Origin of the sequence: Streptomyces sp. NPDC102270 (assembly GCF_044766405.1) — a bacterium.
GTDB lineage: Bacteria > Actinomycetota > Actinomycetes > Streptomycetales > Streptomycetaceae > Streptomyces.
The window spans coordinates 291,549-308,327 of record NZ_JBIWLX010000012.1 but is presented as its reverse complement, the minus strand read 5'-3'; the positions used below and the strand labels follow the sequence as shown (position 1 = coordinate 308,327).

The window sequence follows — 16,779 nt, the reverse complement described above, 5'->3', positions numbered from 1 at the left end:
GGGAAATGCGGGGGTGGTTACCACGCCTCCAGACGCAGGACGTGGTCTTCTCCGGCGACGAGGTCGAGCGGCTCCGTCCCGGAGGAAGTCCTCAGTTCGACGCGGTGGCTGCGGGTGGGGCGCAGCACCGCGGTCGCTTCGGTGGGGCTCCAGGTGAGGTCGAGTGCGGCCCCGAACCTGGTGCGGATGCCCCGTAGTTCACCTCGGGGGCAGGTGGCGGGAACCGCCGGGAGCAGCACCAGCCGGTCCGGTGTCGACTGCACGAGCATCTCGACGAGGACTGCGGGCAGGGTGTGGGCGGCGTCCGCGTTGTAGACGTTCCGGTGCGGGTAGTGCGCGCTCATCAGCGACGGGTGGAAGAAGTCACCCTTGAGGACCTGGCCGAGGGCGTGTGCGACGCGTTCACCGTCGCGCAGGCGGGCCGCGACGAGGGCGTGGTGCAGGTGGCCGTGGGCCGAGTCGTTCTCGGAACCGCGCAGTTCGAGGGCGCGATGGGCCGCTCGGGCGAGGTCGGGGGTGTCGTAGGGGGTGATCTCGTCGAGCGGCCAGACGCCGTAGAGGTGGCTGAGGTGGCGGTGGTCGTAGGTGTCGTCGAGGCCGGGCCACGCCCATTCGGCGAGGGCTCCGTCGGCGTTGATCCGGTGCGGTGGGAGCCGGTCGGCGAGGGCCCGCCAGGTGTCCGCCTTCTCCGGGTGGTAGGCGGCGGCCGAGAGCAGGGCGTGCCGGGCGGCCGAGAGGTCCATGGCCGCGTTGATCGCACCCCAACTGGCGTTCGCCGGGCGGTTCTCGGGAGAGTAGGAAGGGACGACGACGAGATGGCCGTCGGCGTCCGTGCGGGTGAGGAAGTCCTCGTAGAACAGGGCGAGTTCGGCGAGGGCGCGGGCGGTGCGCGGGTCCTGTTCGCCGCGGGTCTCGTCGTGGTCGACGAGGGGCTTGAGCAGCCAGTCGGCGCCCGCGGTCCACAGGTGCAGCGGGTACTCGCGGCTGAAGTGGTACGTCAGCCCGGACTCGCCGTCGGAGTGCGGCGGGGCGACGACACCCCGGGCGCCGAAGATCTCGCGGGCGTTGTCCTGCCAGTCCGGCAACTGACGGTGAATCAGGGAGGCCAGGGATTCCGTCACTTCGGGAAGGGCCGCGGACACGGCGGACGCGGTCTGGAGGTTGACGTTGGCGTCGTTGGTGAAGGCTCCCGACCATGCCGTGTCCCAGTCGCCGGTCCACAGGCCGGTGAGGCGGGGCGGGAAGAGGCCACCGGCGGAGAGCAGGTGGTAGCGGCCGGCGGCGAAGAGGCGTTCCAGGAGGGCTGGGCTGTCGGGCCGCGCCAGCAACTCGGAGCCGGGCAGTGCGCGTTCGTCGGGGTCGGCGGCGAGGTCGAGGGTGACGCGTTCGTAGGCGGTGCGGTGGAGGGTGGTGTGTCTGTCGAGGAGCCGGGCGTAGGTGACGGACCCCGGCTCGGGCCCGGATTCGGGCTCGGGGGCCAGGTCGCGCAGGGCCTCGACGTGGGGTGCCGTGTCCAGTTCGCCGGTGTGGCGTACGACGCGGGTCAGCAGCAGGACGGACTCGGCGCCGGTGACGTGGGCGCCGGGCGGGATGAGGGCGGTGCGGCCGCCTGTGGGGACGACCAGGGTGATGCCGGTGTAGCGGCGGTCGCTGTCGGGGTAGCGGACGCGGAGGGTGAGGAGGGCCCCGTCGGCGGCGCGGACGATGCTCTGGCCGATCATCAGGGTGCCGGGGGCGCCCGGGAGCCGGTGGTCCAGTGAGACGACCAGGTCCGCCGCCTCGACGTGCTGGACGATGACGTCGTCCGCGCGGGAGACGAAGACCTGCCCGCGCCACTGCTCGCACTCGGTGTGCAGGACGCCGGTGGTGAAGTCGACGGACCTGCGGTAGCCGGCGACGGCGGCGCGTGGACGGCGCAGCCTGATGTGGAAGGCGGGGTGGAAGGGCTGCACCCACTGCAGCGGGCGTCCGTCGGTGAAGCGCTCGGCGGCGTCGAGTTCACCTGCGAGCAACCGGTCCTGGAGCGCGGGGAGTTCGGCGGCGAGGCGGGGCGGGCGGGCGTGCTCGGCGCCGTTGGGGCGGACCAGGGTGTGATGGGTGACGACGACCCGCTCGTCGTTCGGCTCGCCGAAGAGGAGGGCGCCGTGGTGGCCGTTGCCGCTGAGGAAGCCGTCCTCCCAGCGCGCGGCCGGTTCGGGTTCCCAGGTGCCGTGGACGGGTCCGTCGGTCATGGCCGCAGCACCGCCACGCCGTAGCGGCCCAGCGCGACCCGGTCCGTGACGGAGTGCCCCGTCAGCAGGTCCTGGTGGGTGCCGGTCACGTGGACCGTCACCGGGTCGCGGCCGTGGTTGAGCAGGAAGAGCAGGTCACCTCGGCGGACGGCCTCGACCTGGTCGGGCAGTCCGGCGAGGACCGGTCGTACGCCCGCTCCCGTGGCGATCCCGGTGAGCAGCTCGCGCAGGGCGCCCGGCTCGGGGAGCGTCGAGAGGTACCAGGCGCGGCCCTTGCGCAGCACGGCGGGCAGCCCGTCGAGCTCACCGCCCTTGTAGGAGGCTTCCGCGGTGGCGTCCTCGCTCTTGTCGATCTCCTCCGACCACAGGGTGCCGCGGAATCCGCCCGCCGAGCCGTCGCATTCCGCGTGCTCCCCCACGTCCAGCGGCCACCACTCGTGCAGGACGCGGATGCCGAACAGCTCGCGCAGCCGGGCGTCCATGCCGCCGGGGCGTACCCGGTCGTCCTCGTCGGCGACGCCGGTCAGGAAGCCGGAGACGAGGGTGCCGCCCTGGCGGACGTAGGCGAGGAGGTTGTCGATCGCCGCGTCGGTGAGGGCGTAGAGCTGGGGGACGACGACCACCTTGTAGGCGGCGAGGTCGTGTTCGGGGTGGGCGAAGTCGGTGGTGAGGTGGGCTTCCCACAGGGCGCGGTGCCAGGCCCGCAGCACGTCCGGGTGGTCGGCTTCGTGGGAGAGCCGGCCGTCCTGGGCGCCGGCCCACCAGGCGTGCCAGTCGTGCAGGACGGCGATCTCGTTGGCGGTATGACTGTCCGTCACATGCTGTGATATGGCGGCCAGTTCGGCGCCGAGCTGCTTGACCTCCTGGTAGGTGCGCCCCTCCTCTCCCGCGTGGCTGACCATCCCGGAGTGGAACTTCTCCGCGCCCTGCCGGGACTGGCGCCACTGGAAGTAGCAGACGGCGTCGGCGCCGCGGGCGACGGCCTGCAGGGACCAGAGGCGGTTCAGGCCACGGGGTTTGGGGTGGTTCACGCCCCGCCAGTTGACCGGTCCGGCGGCCTGTTCCATCAGCATCCAGGGGCCGCGTGCCTGCGAGCGGGTCATGTCCTGGACGAGGGCGCCCTGTTGTGCGCCCAAGGGGTCGCGCGGGTCGGGATAGAGGTCGACGGAGACGACGTCCTCCTCCTCGGCCCAGCGCCAGGCGTCCTGGCCGACCCACATCGGCATGAAGTTGGTGGTCACCGGGGTGTGCGGGGTGGCCCGGCGGACGATGTCCCGCTCGGCGAGGTAGCACTCCAGGAGCATGTCGGAGGTGAACCGCTTGAAGTCCAGCACCTGGGTGGGGTTCTTCATGTAGTGGGCCTGGCGGGGTGTGTGGATCTCGGCCCAGTCGCCGTAGCCCTGGCTCCAGAAGGCAGTGCCCCAGGCGGAGTTGAGGGCGTCGAGGGAGCCGTAGCGGTTCTGCAGCCAGGTGCGGAAGCGGGCGGCGGCCTGGTCGCTCCAGTCGTAGGTGCAGTACTCGTTGTTGATGTGCCACATGGTGAGGGCCGGGTGGCCGCCGTAGCGGGTGGCGAGGTCCTCGGTGATGGCGGCGGCGTAACGGCGGTAGGTGGCGCTGGAGTGCGAGAAGTGCTGGCGTCCGCCCCAGTACTCGGCGCGGCCGTCCTCGGTGACGGGCAGGGTGTCGGGGTGCAGGTGGCCCAGCCACGGCGGCGGCGAGGAGGTGGGGGTGGCGAGGACGACCCCGATGCCGTTGTCGTGCATGAGGTCCATCAGCCGGTCCAGCCAGCCGAAGTCCCGCTCCCCCGGCCGCGGTTCGAGCTTCGCCCAGGAGAAGACGCCGAGCGTGACGGAGTTGACCCCGGCGGCCGTCATCAGCCGGACGTCCTCCTGCCAGGTCTCCTCGGGCCACTGCTCGGGGTTGTAGTCGCCGCCGTAGAGGATGCGGCCGTTGGTCACCGCGCTCAGCCCGGCCATCAGACGGGCTCCCCGTACTGGATGCCCCGGCCGTTGGTGGCGATGTAGACGCGGCCGTGGATCCGCGGGTCGGCGGCGATGGTCGCGCCGATCCAGCCCCACTGGTGCCGGTCGTCGTTGACGCGCACCCAGCTCTTCGCGCCGTCGTCGGAGCGGTACACGCCGGTGATCGCCTCGGTGGAGCCGACCATGTAGATCGCGGGCTGGTCGGCGCCCTTGGCCGCCTTGCCGAAGGCGAGGGTGTGCGAGGCCCAGCAGCTGGTGAGCTTGGTGAAGGTCGCTCCGCCGTCGGTGGACCGGTACAGCCCGTTCGTCTTGGTGCTCAGCCACAGGTCGCCGGAGCGTCCCGGGGCCGCGGTCAGCTGGAACTGGCTGTCGCCCCAGGGCAGTCCGCTCGCCCGCCCGGTGAAGGTGAGGCCGCCGTCCGTGCTGGCGAACAGGGTGCCGGTGTCGGTGTCGTACGCGTAGAAGCGCGTGGGGTCGGCCGGGTCGGCGAGCGGGGTGGCGCCCTTGGGGTAGCCGGCGACCTCGGACCAGGTCGCTCCGTTGTCGGTGGAGCGCTGGGCGGGGTACTTGGTGCCGTCCCAGTGCACGAAGGTCCACAGCAGCACGCTGCCGTCGGTGTTGGTGGCGATCGGCCCCGGCGAGTCCTTGGCCTGAGCCGGCTGGGCCGCGAAGGGCGCCCAGGTCCTGCCGCCGTCGTTCGAGAAGGCGCCGTTGCCGTGGTCGCCGAAGCCCGTGCGGACGACGTACGAGGGCTTGGCCGCGGCCTGGGCGAGTCCCGTCGCCGACCCGAACACGGGGTTGCTCGCCATGCCCCGTGACGGTGAGGCCGTGAGCCGCTCGTGGTACATCACCCCGACGTCCCCGAGCCCGCTGAGCAGGTGCGCCTCCCCGGTCGGGGGTGAGATCAGCTGCCGTACGGAGGTCTCCTCCAGACCTCGGATCTGCGGGGCCCAGTGCTTGAGGTCCCGGGTGCCGTAGAGGGTGGCGCCGGTGCCGTAGACGATGTGCTTCGAGTCGTACGGGTCGACGGCGACGGCCTGGATCCACCAGCCGAACTTGGGCGCGTCGGCGCCGAAGGTGAGGAACGGGGTCTCGGAGACGTCGAGGACCGCGGAGTCCTTCAGGGACGTCCAGGTGCGGCCGCCGTTCGTGGTCCGGTACAGGGTGTCGACGGCCGCCCAGCGGTTGTTGGTGGAGACGACCACCGTGCCGGGCCGGCGAGCGTCGACGGCGACCCCGCCGTAGGCGAAGGTGTCGGAGGAGCCGTCGGCAGTGGTGCCGCCCGGCTTCACCGGGGTGACGTCGGTCCACTTGCCGCTCGCGGTGGCCAGCTTGTGCACACTGCCGTCGGACTGCCCGCCCGGGCCGGGCGCGTTGGCGTAGGTGACGTACAGCTCGCGGGTGTGGCAGTCGTAGGCGGCCCGGATCGGCACCTTGGCGGAGGTACCGGAGGGCTGCGCGGGGACGGCTTCCCAGGTGGTGCCGTCGGAGGTGCGGTACAGGTTGGCGGCGGTGCCGTCGGAGTCGCCCCAGCCGGCGTAGACGCTGCGGCCCGCGGCGACGAGGAGGGTGATGCCCTGGCCGGTGGCGCTGGGGGTGGCCGGGAAGCTCACGGCCTTCCAGGTCGCGCCCCGGTCCGTGGACTTGAGCAGCCCGTCGTGTCTGGTCCCCAGCCACAGCGTGTCACTGTCCCGCGGATCGACGAGCAGCCGCTCGCCCGCCCCCCGCCCGTCCTCGTTCCCACCGAGCTTCACGGTGAGGTCGGTACGGGCCCAGGTGGCACCCCGGTCCTCGGACCGCAGGACCGCCCCGTCTCCGGCCCAGGACTGGGCGTAGGTGCCGAGCGCGAGATAGACCCGGTTCGGGTGGGCGGGATCGACGGCCATGGCCTCGACACCGAGGAGGTTCCAGTCGTCCCAGCCGAGATCGTCGTTGAGCGGGATCCAGCGCGCGCTCCGCTCCTCCCAGCGATAGGCCCCGCCGATGTCGGTACGGGCGTAGGCGAGTCCGCGCACGGAGGGGTGGAAGAGAACACCGGTGACGAATCCGGTACCGCCGATGGCGACTTGGCGCCATCGGTAGGTGGGGGTGGGCGAGGCCGCGGCCTCGGCACGCCCATCGAAGGATGGAAGGGCCGTGAACGCGGCAGCGGCCGCAGCTCCACCAAGAACGGCACGACGACTAGGCCCGGACGCGCGCATGACACATACCTCGCTGTATGAGAAAAGGGGAAGAGAGAACTACCTAGGGGCGCGGGGAACTGCGCGACCAGCCACAACGGACTCGCAGTCGCCTGCCTCCGGAAGCCCCCCGTTTATTGGGCGCAGGTCACCCCTTCACCGCGCCCGTCAACATGCCCTTCTTGAAATGCCGCTGCACAAACGGAGAAGCAATCGCCACCGGAATCAACGCCAGCACCATCACGGCCATCTGCAATCCCAGCGCCGACAACTGCCCCGTACGAACCGCCTGCTGCAACCCCGTCGGATTCGCCGTGTTCTTCTGCACCAGCTGAATGAGCACGTTCTGCAACGGCATCATGTCCTGGTCGCTCAGATAGATCGACGCGTTGAACCACGCGCTCCAGTAACCGACCGCGTAGAACAGCGAGATCACGGCCAGCACGGCCCGGGACAGCGGCATGATGATGGTCAGCAGGATCCGCACGTCCCCGGCCCCGTCGATCCGCGCGGACTCGGTGAGTTCGGGTGAGATCCCCATGAAGAAGGCCCGCAGTACCAGGATGTTGAAGACGCTGACCGCGCTCGGCAGGATCAGGGACAGATAGGTGTCCGTGAGCCCGAGCGACTGCACCAGCAGGTACGTCGGAATGAGCCCGGCGCCGAAGAACATCGTCGCCATCATGGTCACCAGGAAGAACCGGTGCCCCAGACTCCCCGGCCGGGACAGCCCGTAGGCCGCCAGTACCGACACCGCCATCGAGAACAGCGTGCCGACGAGGGTGACCCCGACCGACACCATGATCGCCCGGCTGACCTGCCCGCCGCTGAGCAGTTCCGTGTAGTTGACGAAGGTGACGCCCTGCGGGATCACGACGAGTCCGCCGACCCGGTCGATCACCGGCTTCGGGGAGAGGCTGGTGACGATGACGATCCACAGCGGACCGAGCACGCCCAGACAGCACAGTGCCAGGAAGCCGCTCTTCGCGGTGACGCCGGCCTTGCTGGGCTCCTCCTCCCACGCGGGCCGGGCGGGGGCCTTGAGACTGCGCACGAGCTGCGTGTTGAGGCTCACTTCTGGTACACCCCCTGCTCGCCCAGCAGGTGCGCGAACTTGTTCGCGGCCAGGACGAGACACACTCCGATGACTCCCTTGACGAGGCCGACCGCGGCCGCGTAGCTGAAGTCGCCGTTCTGGATACCCATGTTCCACACGTAGGTGTCGAGGACCTCACTGGCCCCCACACCGACCGCGTCCCGCTGGAGCAGGAACTGCTCGAAGCCGACGCTGAGCGCGTCGCCCACCCTCAGAACCAGCAGCAGCGCGATCACCGGGCGCAGCGCGGGCAGCGTCACGTGCCACATGCGACGCCAGCGCCCGGCGCCGTCCATGGCGGCGGCCTCGTACAGGTCGGTGCTGACGGCGGCCAGCGCGGCGAGGAAGACGATGATCCCCCAGCCGGCGTCCTTCCAGACGGCCTGGGCCGTGACCAGGTACTTGAAGAGACTCGCGTTGGTCATCAGGTCGAAGCCGGTCCAGCCGTGGTCCTCCATGGTCTGGGCGATGATGCCGGCACCGCCGAAGATCTGCTGGAACACGGTGACGACGAGGACCCACGAGAAGAAGTGCGGCAGATACATGATCGCCTGCGCCACGGCCCGCACCCGGGGCCGGATCACGCTGTTGATGAGCAGCGCGAGGGCGATCGGGATCGGGAAGAACAGCACCAGCTGGAGCACGAACAGCACGATGGTGTTCTTCGCGGCACCCCAGAACAGCGGGTCGTCGATCATCCGCGAGAACTGCTCCACGCCGACCCAGGGGCTGTGGAAGATCGCGGTGACGCCGTTGCTGGAGATGTAGGGGTCGTAGTCCTGGAAGGCGACGATGTTTCCGAGCAGCGGGACGTAGTTGAAGAGCAGGAGCAGGACCATGACGGGCAGCGTCATCAGGATGAGCGTGCGGTCGCGGCGCAGCCGGGTCCGGAACGGGACCTTGCCGGCCCTGCTCGCCCTGCGCGGTATCCGCTCCTTGACCAGCGCGGCGGTGACCGCGGCCGTCGGCTCCTCGACGGCCGCGGGAGGACGAGTCCCGTCGGGCCTGCTCCCGGCCGTGAGAGACATCAGTTGCCGCTGCCGTTCTTGTCGATGAGCTGCTTGTACCAGTCGCGCAGCTTGTCGCCGCCGGAGGACTTCCAGGTGGAGATGGCGGCCTGGACGTCGGACAGCTTGCGGTTGCCGCGCACGTAGTCGATCTCCAGCTGCTCGAACTGGCTGGAGAGGTTGGCGTAGCGGGTCGGCTCGACGATGTTCATGCCGAACGTGGACGTCTTCTTCATGAAGGCGCCCATCCGCTGCTGCCACTCGACCTGCTTGCGGGCGACCTCGGGGAAGTCGGGGTGGGCGAAGTAGGCGGCCGGTGCGGCCAGCATCACCCAGGCGTTGAGCACCTCGGAGTTGCCGAGGTCGTTCTTGACCGGGACGCCGTTCTTGACCGTGTAGTGGGTGCCCTCGACGCCGTAGTCGACGAGCATCCGCTCCTTGGTGCCGTAGGGCGCGGCGGAGAAGTTCGCGGCGGCCAGCGCGTTCTCGATCGTCGTCTTCGAGGCGCCCTTGCGGATCAGCGACCAGATGGTGGCGGGCTGGGAGGCGTACAGCTTCGGGTTGCCGCCGTCCGCGCCGAAGAGGTCCATGGCGTCGATCACGAGGTCCGGGTTGGACTGGGCCTGTTCGGAGACCTTCCCGTACCAGTCGGCGATGTTGGTGTTCCAGACCAGGATCTGCCCGGCGGTGAAGCGCTGGCCGGCGTCGCCCGAGCGCGCCTTGTCGTCGGGGTGGACCACACCCGCGTCGAACAGCTTGCGGACCCACTCCAGGGCTTCCAGGTACTCGGGCTGCTCGATGCGGTACGTCAGCTTGCCGTCGGACCCGATGTCCCAGCCGATCGACCCGGAGCCGCGGACGCCGAAGAAGCTCCACGCCGACCAGGTCATGTCACCGCAGGCCCACACCTTGGCCTTGGAACTGGTGGCGTCCTTGGCCCAGCTCATGAACTCGTCGGCCGACTTGGGTACCGAGTACCCCTTCTTGTCGAAGACGTCCTTGCGGTACAGGGGCGCGATCCAGTTCGCGGTGGCGGCGGGCATCGGTATGCCGCGCAGCGCACCGCCGAAGATGCCCATGCGCCAGGCGTCGGAGGGGATCGCGGCCAGGTTCGGGTACTTCTTGACCTTGTCGCCCGCCAGGTAGGGGCTGAGGTCCATGAACTTCGCGGTGACCGCGTTGGAGATCTTGCCGACCAGTTCCCAGCCGGGCACGACCACCATGTCGGGTATGGAGCTGGAGGCGAGGACGGCGCCGAGTTTCTGGCCGTACGTGGTGCCGTCCTGGTTCTGCCAGGTGATCTTGGTGCCCGCGGCGGCGTCGAGCGCCTTGTAGTAGGCGCAGCCGGCCTTCGGCGGGGAGCCCCAGAAGGGGGACATGATCTTGAAGGGGGCGCCGGTGCCGAGCTTGTCCGGGACCGAGGCCTTCAGGGCGGCGAGGTCGACCTTGCCGGTGTAGCCGGCGGCCGAGCCGTTCTTGGACGGCAGGTCCGGGTTCGCGACCGTGCTGGCGACGAACGCCGGGAGCAGCTTGTCCGCGGCCTTGCCCGACGTGGTCCCCTCGCGCTCGCCGCCGCCCGAATCCCCGCAGGCGGCAAGCAGCGGCATCCCGCCCGCCACCGCGGCGGTGGCGACCGCCGTCGAGGCGAGGAAGCTTCTCCGGCTGGGCCCGGAGGGACCGGAGGAGGGGGAAGCGGCGTTCGGCGTCATTGCGTCAACCCTTCATGGCGCACCAGGACACCCGGCGGTGGAGCCGTCGGCTGCGGTGTCTTGAGTGGAACTGGCTGAGCTGAAGCGATGCATCGACCATTGCGACGGAATCCCGTAGTCGAAGCGCTTCGATGTTGCTGTGAGGTTAAGTGAACACCCAGGGGTGCACAAGGGTCGATCCCAAGATTCCTCCGCGGTAGGAGAGGTGACCTTTTCTTATGCACCGCTTGAAGTGACGGTGTGGATCTCTTGACACCCACCCCGAAGTCGAATGAGCATCGAAGCGCTTCGAAAGCATCGAACCGATCCATCACAAGGGGATCCCCACGTGACCGCACACCCGCCGCACACACCGCCATTTCGCGATCCGCACCTGCCGTTCGCGAAGCGCATCGACGATCTGCTGTCGCGGCTGACCCTCGACGAGAAGACCGGATTCCTGCACCAGTTCGCACCCGCCGTCGAACGGCTCGGCATCGCCGCGTTCCGCACCGGCCAGGAGGCGCTGCACGGCGTCGCGTGGATGGGCCCGGCGACGGTCTTCCCGCAGGCGGTGGGCCTCGGCGCGACCTGGAACACCGATCTCGTACGGCGGATCGGCGAGGCGGTGTCCAAGGAGGTCCGGGCGATGCGCGCCCGCGACGACAGGGTCGGCCTCAACATCTGGGCACCGACGGTCAATCTGCTCCGCCATCCGCTGTGGGGCCGTAACGAGGAGGGCTACTCGGAGGACCCGAAGCTCACCTCGGCCATCGCCACCGCCTACACCCACGGGCTGCGCGGCGACCACCCCACGTACTGGCGCACCGCCCCGGTGCTCAAGCACTGGCTCGCCCACAACAACGAGACGGACCGGGCCACCTCGTCGAGCTCGGTGCGTCCCCGGGTGCTGCACGAGTACGACCTGCGCGCCTTCCGCGAGGCGGTCGAGGCGGGCGCCGTCGCCGGCGTGATGCCGGCGTACAACCTGGTCAACGGCCGCCCCAACCACGTCTCGCCGTATCTGCGCGAGCAGCTGCGCACCTGGACCGAGGAGGAGCTGCTGGTCTGCTCGGACGCGGGCGCCCCCTCCAACCTGGTCGACCACGAGCACTACTTCGACACCCACGAGGAGGCCACCGCCGCCTCGCTCAGGGCCGGGGTCGACAGCTTCACCGACCACGGCACGGACAGCTCGCAGATGATCGCGCGCATCCAGGGGGCTCTCGACCAGGGCCTGCTGACCGAGGCCGAGATCGACACCGCGGTCCGCCGCCAGCTCTCGGTCCGCTTCCGGCTCGGCGAGTTCGACCCGCAGCACGACCCGCACGCCGACGTCCGGGACTTCGACACCCCGGCGCACCGCGCGCTCGCCCAGGAGGCCGCCGAGCAGGCGATCGTGCTGCTCAGGAACGACGGCGTACTGCCGCTCGCCCCCGACACCCGGCTCGCCGTCGTCGGTCTGCTCGCCGACGAGTGCAAGCTGGACTGGTACAGCGCCACGCTCATCCACCGCTCCACCCCGCTGGAGGGGCTGTACGAGCGGTTCGGCGCCGAGCGGGTGGAGTTCACGGAGGGTGTGGACCGGGTCCGGCTGAAGACCTCCGCCGGTACGTTTCTGCACGTCCTGGCCGCCGAAGAGGGCGAGGACGCGGCACGCGGCGCCGAGGGCGCCCTGGACCCGGCGCTGCTCGCGGGCCGCACGGACCTGCCGCCGCTGACGACCGACGCGACCGGCACCGAGTTCGCGCTGATCGACTGGGACGAGGGCGTCCTCACGCTCCGCGCGCCCGACGGCCGCTACCTCTCCGTCGCCGAGGACGGCTACCTGCGCGCCTCCGCCGACCAGCCCGGAGGCTGGGTCGTCCAGGAGACCTTCCGCCTGGAGCAGCACGGCAGCGGTCACCTCCTCAGGCACATCGGTACGGGCCGCCACGTCTGTGTCGCCGCGGACGGAGTAAAGGTTGCCGACGAGAACCCGGAGCCCGGGGCGCAGCCGGAGGTCTTCGAGCTGATCATCGCCGAACGTGGCGAGGACGCAGTGACCCGCGTCACGTCCGAGGCCGACGTCGTCCTGGTGGTCGCGGGCAACGACCCGCACATCAACGGCCGCGAGACCGAGGACCGCGCCTCCCTGCGGCTCCCCGCCCACCAGGAGCGCCTGCTGCGGGCGGCGCGCGCCGCGAACCCCCGCACGGTCCTGGCCCTGGTCTCGGCCTACCCCTACGCGGTCGACACGTCCGGCCTGGCCGCGGCCCTGTGGACGGCCCACGGCGGCCAGGCGGCCGGCACCGCCCTGGCCCGCGTCCTGGCCGGGGACGTCTCCCCCGCCGGCCGCCTCCCGCAGACCTGGTACGAGAGCGACGCGGACCTGCCCGGCCTCCTCGACTACGACGTCATCGGCAGCCGCCAGACCTATCTGTACTTCGAGGGCACCCCCCTGTTCCCGTTCGGCCACGGGCTGTCGTACGCGCCCTTCTCGTACGGCGACCTCACCTCCCGGGTGGAGGAGGGGACGGTGCACGTCTCGTTCACGATCACGAACACCGGTGACGTCACCGCCGACGAGGTCGCCCAGCTCTACACCCGCGCGATCGACCCGGCACTGCCCCGCCCGCGCCGCGAACTGGTGGCCCACCGGCGCGTGACGCTCACCCCGGGCGCCAGGAAGGAGCTGTCCTTCGAGGTCCCGCTGCGCGCCTTCGAGTTCTGGGACGTGGCGCAGGGCCGGTGGCGGCTGGAGCCGGGGCCCTACGAGCTCCTGGCCGGCGCCTCCAGCGAGGACATCCGGCTGCGGGCGACGGTGGTGCTCGACGGCGAGCCCGGCGCACCGCGCTCCGTGCTCCAACGGGGCCTTGAGGGCGCGGACTTCGACGAGCAGAGCGGTGTCGAGATCGTCGACCGGACGAAGACGGCGGGCGACGCGGTGACGGCCGCCGATGGCCGTACCGGTGAACTGGTCTACCGGGACTGCGACTTCGGCTCCGGCGTCAGCGAGGCGACGGTGACGGTGTCCGGCGAGGGCTCGGTCGAACTGTCGCTGGACGGGGGCGCGGTGCTCGCCGCCTGGGAGGTGGAGGGGTCCGGCTCCGGACCGTACGACTACACCACCGTCGGCGCCGGGTTCGTCGCCGAGGGCGTGCACGACGTCCACCTCAGGCTGCGCGGCCCGCTGCGGCTCGCGCGGGTCGGCTTCTCCGGTTGAGGGACCGGACCGGCCGGCACACAGGAAGGGGCCCGGCACCGGAAGGCATCGGTGCCGGGCCCCTGACCGGAGTCCGACCTCAGAGGGCGAGACCGGTCAGCACCAGCACCCGCTCGTAGGTGTAGTCGTCCATCGCGAACTTCACGCCCTCGCGGCCCACACCGGACTGCTTGACGCCGCCGTACGGCATCTGGTCGGCGCGGTAGGAGGGCACGTCACCGATGACCACGCCGCCGACCTCGAGGGCGCGGTGGGCGCGGAAGGCGGCCTGCAGGTCATGGGTGAACACACCTGCCTGGAGGCCGTACTTGGAGGAGTTGACCGTGGCGAAGGCCGCCGCCTCGCCGTCCGCCTTCTGCACGGTCAGGACGGGTCCGAAGACCTCTTCGCAGGAGATCGTCGTGTCGGCCGGGACGTCGGCGAGGACGGTCGGCGCGTAGGAGGCGCCGTCGCGGTCGCCGCCGGTGAGCAGGGTGGCGCCCGCCTCGACGGCCTCCTTCACCCACGCCTCGACGCGCACCGCCGCGTCCTCGCTGACCAGCGGGCCGACGTCGGTCTTGTCGTCGGCCGGGTCGCCGGTGACCTGGGCCTCGACGGCGGCGACGATCCGCGGGAGCAGCCGGTCGTACACCGACGCGTCGGCGATCACCCGCTGCACGGAGATGCAGGACTGGCCGCCCTGGTAGTTGGAGAAGGTCGCGATGCGGGTCGCGGCCCAGTCGAGGTCGGCGTCGGAGGCGTAGTCGCCAAGGACGACCGCGGCGCCGTTGCCGCCCAGCTCCAGCGTGCAGTGCTTGCGGGGCACCGAGTCCATGATCGCGTAACCGACCTTCTCGGAACCGGTGAAGGAGATCACGGGCAGGCGCTCGTCCTGGACGAGGGCGGGCATCCGGTCGTTCGGGACGGGCAGGATGCTCCACGCGCCGGCGGGCAGCTCGGTTTCCGCGAGGAGGTCGCCGATGATCAGCCCGGACAACGGGGTCGCGGGGGCCGGCTTCAGGATGATCGGGGCGCCGGCCGCGATCGCCGGGGCGATCTTGTGGGCGCAGAGGTTGAGCGGGAAGTTGAAGGGCGCGATCCCGAGCACGACCCCCTTCGGGAAGCGCCGGGTCAGCGCGAGACGGCCCTGGCCGCCGGGGTCGGTGTCGAGGCGCTGGGCCTCACCGCCGTTGAACCGCCGGGCCTCCTCCGCGGCGAACCGGAACACGGAGACGGCACGGCCGACCTCCCCGCGGGCCCACTTGATCGGCTTGCCGTTCTCCGCGGAGATCAGCTGGGCGATCTCCTCGGTGCGCTCGACGAGCCTGCGGCTGACGTGGTCGAGGGCGGCGGCGCGGACGTGGGCGGGCGTGGCGGCGAACTCGTCCCGTACGGCGTACGCGGCGGCCACAGCCTCCTCGATCTGCTCGTCGTCCGGCACGGCGACCTTGCCGACGAGCCGGCCGTCCCACGGGGAGGTGACGTCGAAGGTGTCCTCGCCGGTGACCTGGCGGCCGGCGAGCCAGAAGGCGTGGGTGGAAGTCATGTCCCCACGGTAGGCCCGCGGGGACGGGATCGAATTTGTCCGGGGTGGCGCAGCGGAGCCCGCGGACACTCCGGTTCGGCACTCCCGGCTTCCCGGCTCCCGGCGCTGTCTACTCCGCCGAGGCCGTCTTCAGCGCCAGCCACAGCTCCATCCGTACGTCGGGATCGTCCAGCGACCGACCGAGGATCTCCTCGACCCTGCGCATCCGGTACCGCAGGGTGTGCCGGTGGACGCCCAGATCGGCGGCGGCCGCGTCCCACTGGCCGTGCCGGGAGAGCCAGGCCCGCAACGAGGCGACCAGGTCGCCCCGGCCGGTCGCGTCGTGCTCGTACAGCGGCCGCAGCAGCCCGTCCGCGAAGGCCCGCACCGCGTCGTCGGCGAGCAGCGGCAGCACCGATCCGGAGGCCAGCTGTTCGTGCTCGACGCAGACCCGGCCCCGCCGCCGGGCGACCGAGAGTGCCTGTTCGGCCTGCTTGTAGGCGGCCGCGGCGGCGATCGGTCCGGCGGGGGCCGAGACGCCGACGACCAGTTCCGCCTCGTCCCCGGCGCCCACCTGCTCGCGGGTCCGCGCCGCCTCCAGCGCCACCGCGTACTCCCCGCACGCGGTGAGGGCGGCCCCGCCGTCCGCGGCCAGCACCACCAGGCGCTCCCGCTCGGGCACCACGAGCACGGTCTCGCCGGAGCGGGCCGCCGCGGACTCCACGATCTCGGTGAGCGCCCCGAGCGGATCGCCGTGCGTGTCGGCGGCCGCGGCGAGGGCGGCGGCCGAGGGGACCCGGGCGGGGGCGTCGGCGGCGATCCGCACGGACGACACGGCGACCGTCTCCGCCACGATCAGCCGGAAGGGCGCGTCCAGGAGACCGCCGTACAGGTCGCCCGCGACCGTGCGCGCGTGCTCCGGCTCCCCCGCGAGCAGCATCCGCAGCACGGCCGCCCCGATCCGCTGCTCGGCGGCGTGCAGGGAGCGGGAGCGCTCGGTGGTGAGCGTCAGCAGCGCGATCGCCGAGTGCACCGCGTACCGCTCCGCCGTACCGAGCGCGGCAGCCGTCCCCACCGCCAGCGCCGCCCGCGGCCGCCGGCCGGTACCCAGGGAGTGCAGCTCCACGCGGTCGTCGTTGTCGGACGTGCCGGCTCCCCCGACCACGGCGGAGGCGGGCGCGGGCCGCTCCCGCAGCCGTTCGACGTCGGCGGTGATGCGCGCGGCCCGCCGCCCTGCCCACTCGGGCGCGGCGGCGACGACGGCCCCCGAGGCGTCGTAGAGCGCCGCCCAGCCGTCCACCTGGGAGGCGAGCGCGGCCAGCAGCCCCTCCGGGCCGTCGGTCAGGGCCTGCCTGGTCAGTTCCCGCTGGGCGGCGAAGCCCGCGGTGACGGAGCGGTACTGGTCGGCCGCGATCGCCGCGGACACGGCCTTGCTGATGGCGAGGAAGGGGGTGCGGCGCGGCACCTCGAGCAGCGGAAGCCCCTCGTCGCGGGCGGCGTCGACAAGGGCCTGGGGAATCTCGTCGTAGGTGACCCCCACGGCGAACCCGAGCCCCACCACCCCCGCCCCGGCCAGCCGCTTCACATACCGCCGCATCGCCTCCGGATCCGCCGCGTCCAGCTTGAGGGCGGTGATCAGCAGCAGCTCCCCGCCCTCCATGTAGGGGACGGGGTCGGCGAGCTCGCTGACGTGCGCCCAGCGCACGGGCACGTCCAGCCGGTCCTCCCCCGCGCGCACGGTCAGCTTGAGCGCGGAGTGGTGGACGAGCGAGGCGAGGGTGGGTGGCATGGGGCCCGGGACCTTCGAAGAGGTGTGCGAAGAAGCCTGCGGAGAGGATGATCTTTTGGCCGGTGTGTATGAACGGCCTGGGACGATTCTGCCTCAC

Annotated in this window: 9 protein-coding genes; 1 reads left to right on the top strand and 8 read right to left on the bottom strand. The window is 71.3% G+C overall.

From position 1 onward, the window contains the following. Positions 1–17: 17 nt before the first annotated feature. From ACIRP7_RS26425 to ACIRP7_RS26400, 6 genes are all read right to left on the bottom strand, one after another. A complete protein-coding gene (locus ACIRP7_RS26425) occupies positions 18–2,231 on the bottom strand; it encodes a glycosyl hydrolase family 95 catalytic domain-containing protein (protein WP_403664242.1) in 2,214 nt (737 codons plus the stop codon). Beyond that, complete coding sequence (locus ACIRP7_RS26420) at positions 2,228–4,207, bottom strand: beta-galactosidase (RefSeq protein ID WP_403664239.1); 1,980 nt, start codon at positions 4,205–4,207, stop codon at positions 2,228–2,230. Before ACIRP7_RS26420 ends, ACIRP7_RS26425 begins: the two co-directional genes overlap by 4 nt. Further along, positions 4,207–6,414: a WD40/YVTN/BNR-like repeat-containing protein gene (locus ACIRP7_RS26415; RefSeq protein WP_403664236.1), complete on the bottom strand. Its 2,208-nt coding sequence runs from the start codon at positions 6,412–6,414 to the stop codon at positions 4,207–4,209. Before ACIRP7_RS26415 ends, ACIRP7_RS26420 begins: the two co-directional genes overlap by 1 nt. A gap of 127 nt (positions 6,415–6,541) precedes the next feature. After that, on the bottom strand, positions 6,542–7,468 hold the full coding sequence (locus ACIRP7_RS26410; RefSeq protein WP_403664233.1) for a carbohydrate ABC transporter permease: 927 nt from the start codon (positions 7,466–7,468) through the stop codon (positions 6,542–6,544). Next, complete coding sequence (locus tag ACIRP7_RS26405) at positions 7,465–8,517, bottom strand: ABC transporter permease (protein ID WP_403664230.1); 1,053 nt, start codon at positions 8,515–8,517, stop codon at positions 7,465–7,467. Before ACIRP7_RS26405 ends, ACIRP7_RS26410 begins: the two co-directional genes overlap by 4 nt. Further along, on the bottom strand, positions 8,517–10,205 hold the full coding sequence (locus tag ACIRP7_RS26400) for an extracellular solute-binding protein (protein WP_403664227.1): 1,689 nt from the start codon (positions 10,203–10,205) through the stop codon (positions 8,517–8,519). Before ACIRP7_RS26400 ends, ACIRP7_RS26405 begins: the two co-directional genes overlap by 1 nt. A gap of 328 nt (positions 10,206–10,533) precedes the next feature. On the opposite strand from ACIRP7_RS26400, the gene ACIRP7_RS26395 reads away from it, so the two are divergent. Then, a complete protein-coding gene (locus ACIRP7_RS26395) occupies positions 10,534–13,389 on the top strand; it encodes a glycoside hydrolase family 3 C-terminal domain-containing protein (RefSeq protein WP_403664224.1) in 2,856 nt (951 codons plus the stop codon). 79 nt (positions 13,390–13,468) lie between these two features. Here ACIRP7_RS26395 and ACIRP7_RS26390 read toward each other — a convergent pair whose 3' ends face one another. Then, the gene (locus ACIRP7_RS26390) at positions 13,469–14,914 is read right to left on the bottom strand and encodes an aldehyde dehydrogenase family protein (RefSeq protein ID WP_403664221.1); all 1,446 of its coding nucleotides are present in this window, start codon (positions 14,912–14,914) and stop codon (positions 13,469–13,471) included. Between the two features lie 109 nt (positions 14,915–15,023). Further along, positions 15,024–16,682: a PucR family transcriptional regulator gene (locus ACIRP7_RS26385; RefSeq protein WP_352389489.1), complete on the bottom strand. Its 1,659-nt coding sequence runs from the start codon at positions 16,680–16,682 to the stop codon at positions 15,024–15,026. Positions 16,683–16,779: the final 97 nt, after the last annotated feature.